The 17,935-nt window shown below is 60.7% G+C and carries 10 protein-coding genes; 1 reads left to right on the top strand and 9 read right to left on the bottom strand.

What is annotated here, in order from left to right; translation table 11 throughout:
* Positions 1-43: 43 nt before the first annotated feature.
* A complete protein-coding gene (locus GA0061101_RS04170; RefSeq protein WP_081999507.1) occupies positions 44-1,258 on the bottom strand; it encodes an OpgC family protein in 1,215 nt (404 codons plus the stop codon).
* Positions 1,259-1,349: 91 nt separating this feature from the next.
* Positions 1,350-9,860: a glycoside hydrolase family 94 protein gene (locus GA0061101_RS04165; RefSeq protein ID WP_092573100.1), complete on the bottom strand. Its 8,511-nt coding sequence runs from the start codon at positions 9,858-9,860 to the stop codon at positions 1,350-1,352.
* An 866-nt stretch (positions 9,861-10,726) separates the two neighbouring features.
* Here GA0061101_RS04165 and GA0061101_RS39820 point away from each other — a divergent pair.
* Complete coding sequence (locus GA0061101_RS39820) at positions 10,727-11,044, top strand: hypothetical protein (RefSeq protein WP_162731006.1); 318 nt, start codon at positions 10,727-10,729, stop codon at positions 11,042-11,044.
* A 43-nt stretch (positions 11,045-11,087) separates the two neighbouring features.
* On the opposite strand, the gene GA0061101_RS04160 is transcribed toward GA0061101_RS39820, so the two are convergent.
* From GA0061101_RS04160 to GA0061101_RS04130, 7 genes are all read right to left on the bottom strand, one after another.
* A complete protein-coding gene (locus GA0061101_RS04160; protein WP_037195806.1) occupies positions 11,088-11,276 on the bottom strand; it encodes a hypothetical protein in 189 nt (62 codons plus the stop codon).
* Positions 11,277-11,438: 162 nt separating this feature from the next.
* Positions 11,439-12,188 (bottom strand): ABC transporter ATP-binding protein, encoded by a 750-nt coding sequence (locus GA0061101_RS04155; protein WP_037195804.1) that lies wholly within the window; start codon positions 12,186-12,188, stop codon positions 11,439-11,441.
* Positions 12,185-13,018, bottom strand: coding sequence for an ABC transporter ATP-binding protein (locus GA0061101_RS04150; protein WP_037195802.1), 834 nt, complete (start codon positions 13,016-13,018; stop codon positions 12,185-12,187). Before GA0061101_RS04150 ends, GA0061101_RS04155 begins: the two co-directional genes overlap by 4 nt.
* Entirely contained in the window at positions 13,015-13,947 is a 933-nt protein-coding gene (locus GA0061101_RS04145) for an ABC transporter permease (RefSeq protein WP_037195800.1), read from the bottom strand. Before GA0061101_RS04145 ends, GA0061101_RS04150 begins: the two co-directional genes overlap by 4 nt.
* Entirely contained in the window at positions 13,944-15,011 is a 1,068-nt protein-coding gene (locus tag GA0061101_RS04140) for an ABC transporter permease (protein ID WP_037195798.1), read from the bottom strand. Before GA0061101_RS04140 ends, GA0061101_RS04145 begins: the two co-directional genes overlap by 4 nt.
* Before the next feature lie 21 nt (positions 15,012-15,032).
* Positions 15,033-16,673 carry an ABC transporter substrate-binding protein gene (locus GA0061101_RS04135; protein WP_037195796.1) on the bottom strand — a complete coding sequence of 547 codons (1,641 nt, stop codon included), beginning with the start codon at positions 16,671-16,673 and terminating at the stop codon, positions 15,033-15,035.
* 28 nt (positions 16,674-16,701) lie between these two features.
* A complete protein-coding gene (locus GA0061101_RS04130) occupies positions 16,702-17,778 on the bottom strand; it encodes a dipeptidase (RefSeq protein WP_037195794.1) in 1,077 nt (358 codons plus the stop codon).
* Positions 17,779-17,935 lie beyond the last annotated feature (157 nt).

Raw genomic sequence — 17,935 nt, 5'->3', positions numbered from 1 at the left:
TCAGACAATTGAGCCGCGCATAAAGCGCGCCTCTACAAAACGTTCAGCGGCGTTTTCCGAAATGCACGGGCATTGCAATCGCTGCGGCCGGCGCTTTCACAGGACGTTGGCCAGCCGCCTGAAGCCGCTTGTGCTCGAGATGATAGGCATAGGCGAACTGTGCGGCGATACCGATGACGACATAGATCGCGCCGACGGTGGGACTCTTGTTGGTCACATAGAGAAGGACCTGGCCGGCCATGGCAAGGATCGTGCCCGCAACGAAGATGCTGAGCGAATGCCGCCCGAGGATCGTCAACGGATGGTTCGCCGAGCGCCGCAGCAGCGCTGATAAGGACGGTATGCTGATGATCAGATAGGCCAGCGCCAGCACATGCAGCAATCGCGGCAGCGACAGGAACGTCTTGTCGAAGCCGGTGACGACTGTCGGCAGGCCGAATGTCGCAAGATAATCGCCGATCACCCAGAGCTTGTCGGTCACCCAGATGAAGGACAGGAGCACATAGGCGGAAGCGAGCCCGATCAGCACGGGATGAACGAGGATCCGCCCGCCACGCTTCACATGCATGGTGGCAACGAAACCGATGACGAACAGGAACTGCCAGGACAGCGGATTGAGGAACCAGAATCCGTCAAGCAGTGTCGTGTGCGGCGCGATGTAATAGATGCCCGAAACAAGCCAGACGCTGGCGGACACGAGAAGCAGGAGCAGGGGATTTCTGGCCTCCAGCAGCATCATCAGCGGCAGCATCAGAAACAGGGCGCCATACATGGGCAGGATATTGTTGTAGCCGATCTGATGCCCGAGCGTCAGCAGCGCCGGAATGCCACGACCCGGATCCATCAGCAGCGCGAGGATATTCACCTCGCACAACAGGCCCTTCTGATGGAAGATCCACGCGCCGCAGATGAACAGTACCAGCGTCACGAAGGTGGTGATCATATGCGCGGTATAGAGGGTGAAGGCGCGCTTGACCGCCTTCCACATCATTGCCAGCCGATTGCCGCGGAGAAACTTCGTTCCATAGGCGAGGCCGACGGAGATTCCGGAGATCAGAACGAAAGCTTCCGCTCCATCGGAAAAGCCGAAGTTTTTCGTGGTCAGTTGCTCGAAGAACTGCCCCGGCACATGATTGATGAAGATCATGATCAGGGCCAAGGCCCTGAGGACATCCAACCGAGTGTCCCGCATCGCCGCAGGCTTTGGCAAACTCATTCGTTTTGCCGCAGCCGCGTCGATATTCACCCTCGAGTTCATCAAACTCTCCTGTTCCGACAATCAAATGCGATCGGGGCCAAAGAGTTCCCCCTTTGGCCCCGATCGTCGAAGCAAAACAGTGCGGAAAGCACTACTGTCCGATCGGATAGCCCTCTTCGGGATGGGCGATTGCCCTATCATTTATGGTGACCGAGTATCCCTCAGCATCGGGCGCTTTTGAGACGGAAATACGGTATTTTCCGCTCGGCAGTTCGAGGTCCGCCCCAAAGCCGTCCCATGTCGAAGGCAGCGCCGGCCTAACATACAGTCTGCCGTTTTTGACGCGAATGCCAAGAATGCCCTCGATTGCTACGCGATACAGCCAGCCGGCCGATCCTGTGTACCAGGTCCAACCGCCACGGCCGGTCAATTCACCTTCACCGTAAATATCAGCGGCAACGACATAGGGCTCTACACGATAGGTATCGGCCTGATCACGATCGCGTGCATGGTTGACCGGATTGAGCATGTCGAAGCAATGCCAGGCGTCATCGCCGCGGTCCATTTCCGCCAGCGCCATCACGACCCAGGTGGCCGCATGCGTATACTGACCGCCATTTTCACGGACGCCCGGCGGATAGGACTTGATGTAGCCCGGATCGCGCGCCGACTTGGCGAAGGGTGGCGTGAACAGCCGGATGATCCGGTTGTCGTCGTCCACCAGTTTGTCGAGAACGGCATTCATCGCCTTCTCGCCGCGTGCCTTATCGCCTTCGCCGGAGAGAATGTTCCAGGACTGCGCGATCGAATCGATCTGGCACTCGAAATTCTCGCTGGAGCCGAGCGGGCTGCCATCGTCGAAATAGCCGCGGCGATAATGACCGCCGTCCCAGCCCGCCGTTTCCAGCGCCTTGCGCAGTTCCGGCAGATGATCCGACCAGCGCTTGACGCGCTCCTTGTCGCCGCGAGCTTCCGCATAGGGCAGGAAGGCGGTGAGGGTACCGGCCAGGAACCAGCCGAGCCAGATGCTTTCGCCGCGACCCTGGATGCCGACGCGGTTCATGCCGTCGTTCCAGTCGCCGCCGAGGATCAGCGGCAGGCCGTTGCCGCCCTTGCGCTTGATCGCGAGATCGAGCGCCAAGGCCGCATGTTCGTAGACGCTGGCTTTGTCCTCAGAGACGGTCGGCTGATAGAAGACGTCATGTGTGCCGGGCATCAGGGCAGCACCCTCGACGAAGGGAAGCTCCTCGTCCAGGATCGACCTGTCGTTAGTGACTGTGCAGTACTGGTTGATGGCATAGGCCAGCCAGACGACGTCATCGGAGATATGCGTGCGCACGCCGGCGCCGCTGCCGGGCAGCCACCAATGCTGCACGTCGCCCTCGCGGAACTGGCGCTGTGCCGCATTCAGGATCTGCTTGCGGGCAAGTTCCGGCGCATGCATCAGGAAGGCCAGCGTATCCTGCAGCTGATCGCGGAAGCCGAAGGCACCTGACGCCTGATAGAAGGCCGTGCGCGACATGATACGGCAGCCGAGGCTTTGATAGGGCAGCCAGGCATTGATCATGTTGTTCATCGCCTTGTCCGGCGTCGAAATCTTCACGCGGCCGGTGAAATCATCCCAGAAACCGCGGTTCGCCGAAAGCACCGCATCGAAGTCGGCCTTGCGGATATCCGCCACCAATGCACGCGCCTCTTCGAGCGAAGCGGTGTCGCCCATGTAGAAGCAGATCTCCTTCTGCTCGCCGGCCCCGATCGTCAGATCGAAGGCAAGAGCTGCGCAGGGATCGCCGTCCAGATCGGTCGAATTGGAGAGTGCCGCACCGGAGACGACGGCCTCCGGCAACTGCACCGTGCCATGGCGGCCGATGAATTCGCGGCGGCTTGCCGAGAAGCTCGAATGCGCCTCGCTTGCCGCCATGAAGGCGATCCGCTTGGAATAATCGATGCTGTAGGGGTTGTTGGCAAACAGCGCGCCCGTCCCCTCGTCCAGCGACGAGAGGATGAAGGGCTTGGTCTTGTGCGGATTGATGCCGAGCACCCATTCCGCATAATTGTATACCCGCAGCCGCCGGCTGCCCGCGCCCTTGTTGCTGAGGCGCAGGCGGAAGAGCTTGACCGGACGCTCGCGATCGACCGTCTGGGTCAGCTCCAGCGCCACGCCATCCTCTTCGCTCGAGAAGACGGAATAGCCAAGGCCGTGACGGGTCTCGTACCGGACCTTCGGGTTGCGGGACAGGCCCGCATAGGGCGTCATGACCCTGTTGCCATCGAGATCGGCCACGTAGAGCGCCTCGCCCGGGCGGTTGAGGACCATGTCGTTGGTCCAGGGCGTCAGCTGGTAGTCGCGCGAATTGTGACTCCAGGTGAAGCCGCCGCCTTCGGCGGGCACGTGGAAGCCGAAACGCTCGTTGGTGATGACGTTGATCCACGGATGCGGCGTCGATTGTCCGCCGGCGAGCCGGACGATATATTCGCGGCCATCCTTGGCGAAACCACCATAGCCGTTCCAGAAATCGAGATCGTCCTGCGCTTCGAGCGCATCGGCAACAAAGACCGACTTCTGCGGCGCCATCGGCACTGCAAGTCGATTGACCGGCACCGGTCCGTCAGACTGCGAGGAGGCAAACAGCGTCGCCGCACGGGCAATCTGGTCGACGAGCTTGCCGTTTCGTGCGTGGAAGATCACGCGCGAGGCCGCGAGGATCTGCTGGTAGGTCTCGTTCTCGATCAGATCCTTGCGAACCGAGAAGATATTCGGCCGCAGCCCGTCGCCCTGATTGTGACGGACGTGCTCGACGAGCTTATCCAACTCGCTCTGCATCTCCTGGACATGATCCGAGGTGCGTTCGTTGACGATGACAAGATCGGCGTTGATGCCGCGCGAGCGCAGATAGTCCGCCGCACTCAGCGCTTCTCTCGCGATTTCGAGATCGATGTCGTCGTTGATGCGCAGGGTGAAGATCGGGAAATCACCCGATATGGTCACCGGCCAGAGCGCCGATTGCGAATGCAGACCGGCCAGCACGGTGGCGCCGTCGGCGCGCAGGTGCATGTCCGGATAGACGAGGTAGCGGGCAAGCTTCTGGAAGGCTGCCGCCTGCTGCGAGGTGACGCCGACATGGCGCATCTGCATTTGCGTGCGCGTCCAAGCCTGCGTGAGCTCGACCCCGAAAGTATCGGGATTGCGATAGCGGTCGACCGCCTTGTCGACGTCCTCGCGGCTGGGTGCTGCGATCGTCCAGAAGATCACGCTGACCTTCTTGCCGGCCGGAACGCGCACGACGCGACGCAGAGACAGGCAGGCGTCCATGGTGAAGCCGTCCGTGCCGGAGAGCGTTGCGCCCGGATCGAAAGCCGCAGCTTCGGCAAGCGTGCGGCCGCGGCCGAGGAACTTGCGGCGGTCCGTCTCGAATTCCGTCGGGCGTTCGGAGCCGGCATTGTCGACGACCAGATGGGCGACCGACATATCCGGCTCGTTATAGTCGCGCTTGTTGCGCTCCGCCCGGATCATGTCGCCCTTGCCGCCGATCTCGGTGCGCACGAACATGCGCGCGAAGACCGGATGACCCGAATCGACATCGTCGCTGGCGATGGCCGGCTCGAGATAGGAGGTGACTTCGATGAAGCGGTCCTCCGCGCCCATGTTGAGCAGCGTCACGCGGCGGCCTTCGGCATCGTGTTCGGTCGCAACGATGCACTCGACCTCGCTGGTGAGGTCGCCCACGGTCTTGCTGTACTCAGCCTTTTCGTCGCTGAAAGTGACCTTGACCTTTTCGCCTTCGACACTGCGCGGCTCTGCGGTTGCCGACCACCATTGGCCGGAAGCGGTATCGCGCAGGAAGATGAAGGTGCCCCAACGGTCTTCCGTCGGATCCGGGCGCCAGCGCGAGACCGACAGGCTGTTCCAGCGTGAATAACCGGCGCCGGTCGCCGTCAGCATGACCGAGTAGTGACCATTGGACAGGAAGGCGAGTTCGCGATCCTGCGTGGCCGGATCGGCGATCTTGCGAATTTCCGGACGCAGCAGATCTTCCTGGATGTTGGCCGGCTGGTCGCTCTCGTGCTTGGCGGCCATGACCGGAATATCGCGCGGAGCCTTTTCCTGCAGCAGCAGTTCGGCAGCTTCGATCACCGGATCGGCATGGAAGAGTTCACGCAGACGGCCATTGAAGGCGACGTTGGCAATGGCGGCGATCGACATGCCGTGATGGTGCGCATAGTAGTTGTAGACAACAGCGCATTTCTTGCCCTCGGGAACACGGGTCGGCGTGTAGTCCACGGCGTCGTGGAAGCCGTAGATGCCGAGCGCGCCGACCTTGCGCAACTTCTGCAGATTCTCCAGTGCGGCGGCCGGGCGATACTGGCTGGCGAGGATCGAGGCATATGGCGCGATGACGGCATTCTGGCCGAGGCCGCGCTTCAGGCCGAGCGAAGGCACGCCGAAATTGGTGTACTGGTAGTGCATATAATGGTCGCGGGCATTGAAGGCCGCTTCCGAAATGCCCCAGGGGATGCCGGTGCCGAGGCGCTTGGCATAGTTCATCTGTTCCTGGACAATCAGATTGTTCGTCTGGTTCAGGATACCGCCCTGACGCTCCTGCATGACGAGCGGCGGCATCAGATATTCGAACATCGAACCCGACCAGGATACCAGCGCGCCGCGCGACCCCACAGGCACGACCTGGCGGCCGAGACGATACCAATGCTCGGTCGGCAGATCGCCCTTGGCGATGGCGAAAAGGCTGGTGAGGCGGGCTTCGGAAGCCAGCAGATCGTAGCAGGCGGCATCGAGTTCGTTGGTCTCGACGCGGAAACCGATGGAGAGCAGGCGCCGCTCCGGGCGATAGAGGAAGCCGAACTCCATGCCGAAGGCGATCTCGCGCATGCGGTCGCGCAGCTTCGTCAGGCGCTGGCGCAGCGAATCGACGTTGGCGAGATCGAAAATGCTGTCGGCGATATGGCCTTCGCAGACCTTCACCAGCGTTTGCGACCAGGTGAGCACTTCGCCGCTCTGCGGAGACTTGACCTCGTGATCGAGGTTGCCCGCCAGCTTCTGGATATCCTGCGCCAGAACCGAGAGGTTAATGACGCGGATGGAGGCGAACTCATGCTCGCGCTTGACAGCGACGAGCGCGTTCTGGAAGCCGGCGATGCGCTCTTCCAGGCGGCGGCGCAGCGGCCGCACGGTCTTGCGGTCGTCCGGGAGCTCGGCAAGCGTCTCGGCGAGAATGCCGGCGACGTCGCCGATGCCGTCGAGGTTGCCCTGCATATGCGCCGAGGGCGCTTCCGCCCAGATGCGGCAGGCCGAGGACACCGCGATCAGATGACCGGCGAAATTGCCGCTGTCGACAGCCGAGACATAACGCGCGCCCATCGGCTTCAGCGTATCGGTGTGATACCAGTTGCACAGGTGCCCGCGGAACTTTTCGAGCTTCTCGACGGTCGCCATGGTCTTTTCCATGCGATCGATGGTTTCCTCGAAGGAAATCCAGCCGAAATGACGCGCGGAGATGATCGACAGGAAATAGACGCCGATATTGGTCGGCGAGGTGCGCGATGCCACAACCGCATTCGGGGTCTGCTGCACGTTGTCAGGCGGCAGATGGTTCTGCTGCTCGACCACGAACGTATCGAAATAACGCCAGGTGCGGCGAGCGATCTTGCGCAGCTCGGCCGAGACGCTTTCCGGCACGTCAAGCCTGTCTTCGGTTTCCGCCGACTGGCTGACATACCAGGCGATCGCCGGCGACAGCATCCAGAGCAGCGCAAAGGGAATGCCGACGAAGAAGGCGTTGTCGCCGGAAAGCGAGGCGAAGGCGAGGGCCAGCAGCGCCAGCACCGGCGCATGCCACATGACGCGATAATGGCCGAGGATCGTCGTCTGCGCGGCGGCCTGGGCGCTGGCGGCCGTGCGCCATTGCAGCATCAGCTTGCGGCTGACGAAGGCGCGGTAGAGCGAGCGGCCGATGGCATCGGCCATGATGCAGGCGCCGTCGGCGATGAAGACGATACGCAGAGCCACTTGCGCATTGGCGGCGCGAATATCGGTCCAGACCGTATAGAGATGGGCGCGCGCGATGATATCGCTGGTGCGGGGGATGATGCCGTTGATGAGCGACAGCGTCGGTGCCACGAACAGGCAGAAGATCAGCAGGATCTGCCACAGAAGCGCGGCAAGCGGTCCCATGAAATACCAGCCGAGAACGGATGCGAAGAACCAGGCGATCGGCGTCAGCGAACGACGCAGATTGTCCACCATCTTCCAGCGGCCGAGGCCGGTCACGCCGCGCTTCGGATTGAAGAGATAGGGAAGGAGCTGCCAGTCGCCGCGGGCCCAGCGATGCTGGCGCGAGACTTCGACCTCATAGCGGATCGGAAAATCCTCGACGAGCTCGCAGTCGGTGACCAGCGCGCAACGCGCCATCGAGCCTTCGAGCAGGTCGTGGCTGAGAACGGCATTCTCCTCGATCTTGCCCTTCAGCGAGGCCTCGAAGGCGTCCACATGATAGAGGCCCTTGCCGGTGAAGGTGCCTTCCTCGACCAGATCCTGATAGACGTCGGAAACGGCGAAGACGTAAGGGTCGAGGCCGCGATTGACCGAGAAAACGCGCTGGAACACCGACGCATCCTTGCCCGTCGTCAATGACGGGGTGACGCGCGGCTGCAGCACGCCATAACCGCGAACGACGCGCTTGCTGTCGGGATCGAATACGGGCCGGTTGGTCGGATGATGCAGCTTGCCGACGAGCTTGGTGACCGTATCGCGCACCAGACGCGTATCGGAATCGAGCGTCATGACATATTGCACATCCTTCGGCACCGTGTTGGCGCCGGGCAGGAAGGTGGTGTCGCGGTCGCCGCGCAGGAGCATGTTCAGCTCATGCAGCTTGCCGCGCTTGCGCTCCCAGCCCATCCAGGCGCCTTCGGCCGGATTATAGAGACGGCGGCGATGCAGCAGGTAAAAGCGCTGCTTGCCGTCCTCGTCGTAGCGGGCTGCGAGATTAGCCACTTCGCGGCGGGCGTAGTCCAGGATTTCCAGATCGCGCTCGCTCTCTTCCTCCTGGCTATCAGGCCAGTCGCTGAGCAGCGCGTAATAGACTTCGCCGCGCGGATTGGCCAGGTAGTGAACCTCGAGATTGCGGACGAGCTCGTCGACGCTGTCGCGATTGCCGATCAGGGTCGGCACGACCACAAGCGTGCGGGCTTCTTCCGGAATGCCTTCCTTGTATTCGTAGCCGACGAGGCGCGCCGGCGTCAGATACATGGTGACGACGAAATTGAAGAGACCGGTCGCACCCTCGGAGGCCGGCAGCGAGAACATCAGCAGCAGGATGACGGTTTCAGCCCAGCCCATGCCGGCCTGGATCATGTAATAGCCGACGACGCCTAGCACCACGGCGGTGAGAAACAGCACCGGCGCCGCGATCGCCAGCCAGTTGAGCTTGCGCCACTGGCGCACGAAGCTCGTCGATATCGGCGGACGATAGCCGATCGCCTTCTCCAGCTTCTCCGTTTGCTGGCCTATGATGAAATCGCCGATATTCGGCTCATGGGGCTCATGTTCGCCGGACGCCGTCGCCGCCGCGGTCATCGCCATGGCGACCTGGGCGATCTCCATTTCGGTCTTTTCGGAACGGCGCGCAAGCTTTTCAATGCGGCGGCGATAGCTGTTGCGCGAGCCCGGATCGAGCTTGGCATAGTCGGTCTCGTCCCACAGCAGCTTGTCGACCGCACTGACGTCTTCCACCCAGACCGACCAGTCTGTGTCGTCGATCAGGCGCAGGCTCTTGATGATGTTGCCCATCGTCACGTTGCCTGATGACAGCCGATTGTGCTCGGCCATCATGACGCTTTCGGCGTCGGTGCCGGCTTCGGTCAGCCGCTTTTCCATCCAGGTGACGGCAAGGCCTGAAGTGTGCGAGCCGTCGCGCAGGCGATAGAGGAACTGCGTGGCGAAGGTATTGTCCGACGTATAGGGCTCGAGTGTCTTCAGGAATTCGGCGACCTTGGCCTCGTCGTTGAGGCGGATCAGCTCGTCGACGGCGGCATTGGCCTTTTTGCGCGTGAGACGGCTCTGCTCGACGCGGCTCGAAATGCGGCGCAGATTGTCGACGAGAATATATCGCACCAGCGACGGAACGGCCCAGAGCTCGCCGATCTTCAGCATCTCTACCGACTGGAAGCCTTCGACCAGCGCCAGCAGGCCCGGACCGGAAACCGTGCTGTGCGTATGGGCGACATAGAGCCAGGCCAGCGCCATCGTGCGCGGCATGACCATGCCGCCGAGGGTGATCGTCTGCAGCTGATCGTAGAATTTCTTCGGGAAATCGCGGCGGACTTCCTGAATGGCTTCTTCGATGATGTAGTGGTTGTCGAGCAGCCATTCGGCGGCCGGCGTGATCGATTCACCGGCGTCGACATCGGCATTGGCCGAGCGATAGACGCGCAGAATCTCTTTTTCGTTCTCCTTGTGTCGCGCAAAGAAGTCGAACGGTGCAAAGCCCGGCAGCTTGGTGTTGGCGCCATTGCGGGCGAAGGTCGCGCCGCATTCCCGTATCTGCTCGTTGGAGAAATAGGTCGCGCGGATCGCATCGTTGTGATCGATCTGCTTGGCTTCAGAATCGCGCGGCGTAACGGTGGAGAGATTTTGAGATGTCATGGATTCGGGTTCTGGGTCCAAACAGAGTGAGTGGCATTGCCGCCTTTATCGTTTTTGCCCTGCCTGACACAAGAATTCACGCATCTGGACCCTTTTGCTTCGCTTCCCGGCGGGCGAAGGGGGTGAATTCGAGGTGACAGCTTAGAACAAACATATAGAGGCGAAGATTTTCACGGGCGGTTTTTGAGAATAATGGCGATTTCCATCATCCCAAAGGAAGTGTCCGTGAAACTGGATATGCGGCTAAATGGTTCCGGCCGCGATCCGCACACGTCAACGACAATCGATCAAGGTCATGAGGCATTCTCCTTGGGCTGATTCATCCAATTGCGGAAATTCAGCATGGTTCGGCATATTGAACCCTCAATATCCCGCAGAAGATGAACTTAAACTGAACCCCCTCAAAAGATTCGCAAATTCCTTTCGGGACGCATCGGCTCCGGAAGCGATTAAGGCCGATTGGCTGACCATAAGCGAGCTACCGCCTGAAACGGAGACACCGCAAAACCTACTCGTCGCCATCCCGCGATGACAAAGTCACGCTCATTTCGAGCCTGGGAAGCGCGACGCACCTGCGCGCAAGGGTTACTTGGCATTCTACATGCCGCCAAACGCCTGATTGCGCCCGGCCGCCTCCCGAAATCTCTCTCATCTTTGCGGGAAGCTTACTGTTTTCACGAGGCGTATACCATCGGGTCGGGCAAATTTTCTTTGTCCGGCAAAGTTCAGTGAGTCGGATGGAGAGGAATTGTCCCAAGTGGAAATGGAGGTTTGAAAAGCAGCATACCCAAACGACGCGGCTCGACATCGCAGTCAGCCACGCTTGTCAGCACTTTATATTATAGGAATGGTCTGCATCGTCGCAGATGGCGGTCACGCCAACCGCCTCGCGAACAGCGTGTTTAAACAACGATGCCGCAAACAATGGCCGCGACGAAAAGAAACGCCGCGGAAAACAGAACGACATGAATCGCCATCTGTATCTTGTGCCGCGTCTTCGCGGCGCGCTTGGAACCATCGAACTGATTCACATGCGTATTCGATATACCCAAATTCGCCATGTGTTGCCTCCGTTCGTTTTTTATTTATATCTCATGGGCCAAGCCCAAGGCGGATATTCATATATTTCCTATCAATTAGGTAGACATGAATTTCCGTCCAGAACTCCGTCTGAGAAAAATTAAACCACTGGACTGCTAGGGGCCCGAAAGATCGGCAAAGCCAAAATCAGCAGAGAATGCGGCGAGCCCAAATCAAACTGCGCTCTATGGCGCTTGCATCAGCGACCTGCTCTTCGGCAGGACCTGTCCGGCGGCGGCTGTTTTCTTCCGAAAGAGCGGCGGCCCCTACGCGTTCCTCTTTCGCCGGCACCGGCGGATGAAGATAGCCCATGGTCATGCCACCCATGAAAAACATGCCTGCCTCCACTTAACGTCTGACCCTTGATCGGGATCACGAAAGTTAACTGCTATTAACGAGATCATGACATAATTGCGGCGGGTGTCAATAGTCTATACGATTGGTCGTGTTTCGATGGGCCATTCGTTAACGAGCGCGCGGGGTCTGGAGACCGTCCGATCAGGTGCGGACGAAGCCCTTGCTGGCGATCATCAGATTGCGCGTATAGTCTTCCTTCACGTCGCCCGCCGCCAGGTCTTTTGCACTCAGCCGCTCGACAACGGCGCCGTTGCGCATGACAGCGAGACGTTCGCACATATGCGTGACGACGCCGAGATCGTGGCTCACCATGACGAAGGTCAGATGGCGGTCCTTGCGTATCTGTTCGAGCAGATTGAGCACCTCGGCCTGCACCGAAGCATCCAGCGCCGACGTCGGCTCGTCGAGCAAAAGGATGGAGGGTTCGACGATCAGAGCGCGGGCAATGGCGACGCGCTGACGCTGGCCACCGGAGAGCTGGTGCGGATAGCGGAAGCGAAAGCCGGTTCCGAGACCCACTTCATCGAGCGCCCTCGCAATGCGCTTTTCGCCGTCGCCGATACCATGGATCACCAGCGGCTCCAGCAGCAGCCGATCGATCGTCTGGCGCGGATGCAGGGAGCCATAGGGGTCCTGGAACACCATCTGCACCTGGCGATAGAAAGCCTTGCTGCGTTTTGCTCCCTTCAACTGCTCGCCGCCGATGCGGATCCTGCCATCGCTGACGGGCGCAAGGCCCGCGACAGCGCGCAGCAGCGTCGACTTGCCGGAACCGGATTCGCCGACCAGACCGAAGGATTCGCCCTTGTTCACCTCGACGCTGACGGCATCGAGAGCGTAGTAACCATCATAGACGACGCTGAGGCCGTCAACCGCGAGCGCCACCGTCATGCCGCCCACTCCGGCTTGCGATCGAGAACCGGCAATGGATGGCGGTTCTCGCCGATGACCGGCATGCAATTCAGCAGACCGCGCGTATAGGGATGCTGGGCGTTATTGAGCTCGGAAGCCTTGATTTCCTCCACGACCTTGCCTGCATACATGACGATCACGCGATCGCAGAAGGAGGAAACCAGCCGCAGGTCGTGTGACACGAAAATCAGTCCCATGCCGCGCTCCGACACCAGCTTGTCCATGATCCTGAGCACATCGAGCTGCACGGTGACATCGAGAGCGGATGTCGGCTCGTCGGCGATCAGAAGCTCAGGCCCGGCAATCAGCATCATCGCAATCATCACACGCTGGCCCATGCCGCCCGATACTTCATGCGGATGCAGGTCGTAGACGCGCTTGGGATCGCGGATCTGCACGGCCTCCAACATCGCCATGGCGCGGTCGCGCGCTTCTCCCCTGCCCACCTTCTCATGCGTGCGCAGCGTCTCGGTGATCTGCCGGCCGATGGGCATGACAGGATCGAGCGAATATTTCGGATCCTGCAGCACCATGGCGATGCGCTTGCCGCGCAAAGACCGCCGCTCCTTGGCCGAGACCGACAGCAGCTCGATACCGCTGAAATTCAGCGTGTCGGCGCTGACGAGAGCGTGCGGCGGCGTCAGGCCCATGATAGCCCGGCCCGTCTGCGACTTGCCGGAGCCGCTTTCGCCGACGATGCCGAGCCTTTCGCGGCCGAGCGTGAAGGACACGCCGCGCACCGCTTCGATGACGCCCGTGCGCGTCGGATAACGAACCCTCAGGTTTTCTACGGTCAACATCGTCGTCATTGGCCGCTCTCCTTCGGATCGAGCGCGTCGCGCAGACCGTCGCCGAGCAGGTTGAAGCCGAGGCTGACGATCAGGATCGCAATGCCGGGCATGGCCGCCACCCACCACTGGTCGAGATAATATTTGAAGCCGTTTGCGATCATGACGCCCCATTCCGGCAGGGGCGGCTGCGCGCCGAGGCCGAGAAAGCCGAGACCGGCCGCGGTCAGGATGACGCCGGCCATATCGAGCGTCACACGCACGATCACCGAGGAGATGCACAGCGGCATGATGTGGCGGAAGATGATGCGCAGCGACGAGGCGCCCATGAGCTGCACGGCGGCGATATAATCGGAGTGACGCACCGTCATCGTTTCCGCCCGCGCCAGACGCGCATAGGGCGGCCAGGAGGTGATCGCGATGGCAATGACGGCGTTCTCGATGCCCGCCCCGAGCGCACCGGCAAAGGCGAGCGCCAGCACCAGCTTCGGGAAGGCGAGGAAGATGTCTGTGATGCGCATCAGCACGGTGTCGACCCAGCCGCCCAGGTAGCCGGAAACCATGCCGATGATGAGCCCGATCGGCGCCGATATGATCGCCACCAGCACGACGATGTAGAGCGTCCACCGCGAACCGTAGATGAGGCGGGAAAGGATGTCGCGCCCGAGATCATCCGTGCCGAGAAGATAGCCCGGCGTGCCCGGAGGCTTCAGATAGGCATTGGTCAGATCGCCGATGACGGGCGAATGCGGCGCGATGACATCGGCAAGCGCTGCCACCAGCACGAGCGCAATGATGATCAGCAATCCGACAACGGCCAGGCGATTGGCGGAGAATTGCCGCCAGGTGACATAGGCACGCCCGAGCCTTGCCTGCCGGCGCGACTGCGGCCGGTCGGACAGCAGCCAGTCACGCCAGCCGAGGTGGGTGGTCTCAGCGGTCGCCGTCATTTACGTCGCGTCCTTGGGTCGAGGGTCCGATAGAGCAGATCGGAGAACAGGTTGATGCCGATGAAGACCGTGCCGACGACGATTGTGCCGCCGAGAACGGCGTTCATGTCGGCATTGCGCAGCGAACTGGTGATGTAGAAGCCGATACCCGGCCAAGAGAACACGATCTCCGTCAGCACCGAACCCTCCAGCAGTCCGGCATAGGACAGCGCGATCACCGTGATCAGCGGCACCGCTGCGCTGCGCAGGGCATGGCCCCAGATCACCCGCGTCTCCGAAAGACCCTTTGCGCGGGCAGCGACGATATATTCCTGGCCCAGTTCGTTCAGCATGAAGCTGCGCGTCATGCGACTGATATAGGCGAGCGAGAAATAGCCGAGCAACGACGCCGGCAGGATGATGTGGCGGAAGACGTCCCAGAAGACGTCCCACTGCCCCTGCAGAGCGCTGTCGAGCAGATAGAAGCCGGTGATCGGCGTGAAGGTATATTCGTAGGCGATGTCGATGCGGCCGGGATAGGCCACCCAATTCAGCTTCGCATAGAAGATGACCAGCGACACCATGGCCAGCCAGAAGACCGGCACGGAATAGCCGACGAGGCCGATGACGCGGACGATCTGGTCGATGAAACTGTTGCGGCGCACGGCGGCAAGCACGCCGAAGGGAACCCCGAAAATCGCACCGATGATCGTGCCGACGGTCGCAAGCTCCATCGTCGCCGGAAAGACGCGCTTGATGTCGTCCATGACCGGATTGGTCGTCAGCACCGACGTGCCGAAATCGCCGGTAAGCGCGCTCACCAGATAGTAGTAGAACTGCTGGTACAGCGGCTGATCGAGATGCATTTCGCGGCGCAGGCGATCAATCACCTGCGCAGGCGCATGATCGCCGGCAATCGCCAGCGCCGGATCGATCGGGATCACCCGTCCGATGAAGAAGGTGACGGCCAGAAGGCCGAGATAGGTCGTGATCGCAACGACGAGGAATCGCAGCAGACCCATGAAAAAAGGAGCGGCACGGCCCTTCTTGGGCCGCACCTGCATTTTCCGCTCGACAGTGCTCAAAGGACTAATCCTGCCGGATTATCACTTTGACACCGGCCAGACAAAGTTGGTGTCGAAGGTCGGACCGAGCTTGAAGTCCTTCACGTCCTTGCGATAGCCGGCAACTTCCGTCTGCTGGAACAGGATGACGAAGGGGCTGGCATCCAGGAACTTCTTCTGGATGTCCTGATACATGGCGGCACGCTTGGCGGCATCGCCCTCGAACAGCGCTGCCTTGGTTTCCTTCTCCAACTCAGGCGTCGTCCAGGTATTGCGCCAGGAGAGCGTCTTGTTCGAGCTGCCGTCAGAATTGTCGTCGTTGGTCGTGAAGGTATCGGCGTTGGAATGGGGATCCCAATAGTCGTTGCCCCAGTTGCCGAAATAGATGTCGTGATTGCGGGCGCGATATTTGGTCAGCTTCTGCTTGCCGTCGCCGGGGATGATCTCCACCTTGATGCCTGCCTGGCCGAGCGTCTGCTGGATCGATGTGGCGACACCGGTATCCGGCTCGATGCTGCGCACGTCCATGGTCACGGAGAAGCCGTTGGGCAAGCCGGCCTTGGCGAGCAGTTCCTTGGCCTTGGCGATATCGAGCTTGAACGGATTTTCATCCAGCGCACCGAGCAGGCCCTTCGGCTCGAAGGTCTGATGGATTTCGCCGATACCCTTGATCAGGGTCTTGCCGATGGCATCGTAATCGACAAGGTACTTGAACGCCTGCTGCACTTCCGGCTTGGCAAGGTTCGGGTTCTTCTGGTTGAGGCTGATGTAGTAGATCGTGCCCTTCGGCGCGTTGGTGGAGGCAAGCTGGGCGTTCTTCTCGATGGCTGCGAGATCGGTCGGCGACAGGTTGCGGGCAACGTCGATATCGCCGTTCTCCAGCGCCAGACGCTGCGCCGAGCTTTCCTTCATGAAGCGGTAGATGACGCGGGCGAGCTTCGGCTTTTCGCCGTAGTAATTGTCGTTGCGCTCGAGGACGACGGCTTCGTTGGCGCGCCATTCACGCAGCTTGAACGGGCCGGAGCCGGCAAAACCGGTCTTCAGCCAGCCATTGCCGAAGTCGTTGTCGTATTTGCTGTCGGCCGATGGCGTCACCGGCTTGACGTGCTGCAGCACCAGCTTCTTGTCGACCACTTCGGCGACGGTCGCGGTCAGGCAGTTCAGCACGAAGCTCGGTGCGTAGGGCTTGTCGACGGTGAAGACGAAGGTATTCGGATCGGTGGCCTTGGCCTTTTCCGTCACATTGTCGCCGGTCAAGCCGAACTGGGTAAGAATGAAGGCCGGGCTCTTGTTGATCTTGACGACGCGCTCGAAGGACCATGCCACATCATCGGCGGTGATCGGATTGCCGGAGGCGAATTTCAGGCCGGGCTTCAGCTTGAACGTATAGGTCAGATGATCATCGGAAACCGACCAGCTCTCGGCAAGATCGCCCTGGATCTTGGAGGTGTCTTTGATATCGAGGCGAACGAGCAGGCTGTAGCTGTTGCCGGTGATTTCGGCAGCGGAAAGTTCATAGGCTTCCGCCGGGTCCATGCTCAGAATGTCGTCGAAGGAAAAACCTTCGACCAGCGTGTCCTTCGGCGTTGCGGCAAAAGCGCTCGGCACGGCCATTGTCAGAATAGAGAGAGCAACACCGGCCGTAAGGACGCGGAAGCTGCGGTTCATTCTGGTAATCATCATTGTTTTCGTTCCCTTCTTTGAGCTTTTATCAATATTGCGACGCGCGTGTTGCGCTGCCTTCCTTCCAAGCGGACGCCAGGATGCGAAGCCAGTTCTCCCTACACAGCTTTACAAGATCGGCTTCAGCATAACCAACGTTCCGAAGGGCGGCAATCAGCTTCTGGTTACCCGCCGCATCACTGATTTCCTCGGGAATCGTCGCGCCGTCGAAGTCCGATCCGAGGCCGACGCAATCGATACCGACGCGGCTGACCAGATGATCGACATGACGCACCATGGCTTCGATCGGCGTATTGGCATCAGAGCGGGCATCTTCGCGCAGCATGGCCGTCGCGTAGTTCAGGCCGACAATGCCGCGGCTTTCCTTGATTGCGCCGAGCTGCTTGTCGGTGAGATTGCGGGCAACGGGCGTCAGCGCATGCGCATTGGAGTGGCTGGCCACAAGCGGCTGATCCGAGGTCTTGGCCACATCCCAGAAGCCCTTCTCGGTGATATGGGCGAGATCGATGAGGATACCCAGCCGGTTGCATTCGCGCACCAGCGCAAAGCCCGCATCCGTCAGGCCCGGGCCGGTATCCGGAGAGCTCGGATAGGCAAAAGGCACACCGTGGGCGAAGACATTGTTGCGGCTCCAGACGGGGCCGAGCGAACGCAGCCCCGCCGCATAGAAGGTTTCGAGCGCGACGAGGTCGGCATCGATGGCTTCGCAGCCCTCCATATGCATCACGGCTGCGAAAATGCCCTTCTCCATGCAATCGCGAATTTCTCCGGTGGTACGGCAGAGCTTCCACGCGCCGGCGCGATCGAGCCGCAGCGCGATCGCCGCCATTTCCAGCGCGATATCGAGCGACGGCGCCCGCTCCAGGGGAGCAGCAAGCGGCGTTGCGTAATGACCGTTGCGATCGGGATCGGCGAAGACGAGGTCGCCTGATGGAATGTAGATGGCGCAGAGACCGCCGGCCAGACCGCCCGCTTTGGCGCGCGGCGCATCGATATGACCGCTCGATATCCCATCCTTGAATTCGGCGATCGGGTCGGCGCCATCGCGCTCGTGATGCCAGAGTCTCAACAGAACGTCATTATGACCATCGAATACGGACTGCATTGTCTATCCTGGGTGAAGCTCATGCGGAGCAGATGGAAAGCGGCCAGAATAGAAAAGCTGGCGGGATTCGCCATACCCAAATGAAAAAAATTTGCATTTGCATGGAATGCCGGATGCAAATGAAAAAGGCGGGGCAAAACCCCGCCTCGGATCATCG

The organism is Martinezella lusitana (assembly GCF_900094565.1).
GTDB lineage: Bacteria > Pseudomonadota > Alphaproteobacteria > Rhizobiales > Rhizobiaceae > Rhizobium > Rhizobium lusitanum.
Note: the sequence above shows the minus strand (reverse complement) of the source record. Positions and strands in the feature narration are given on the sequence as shown.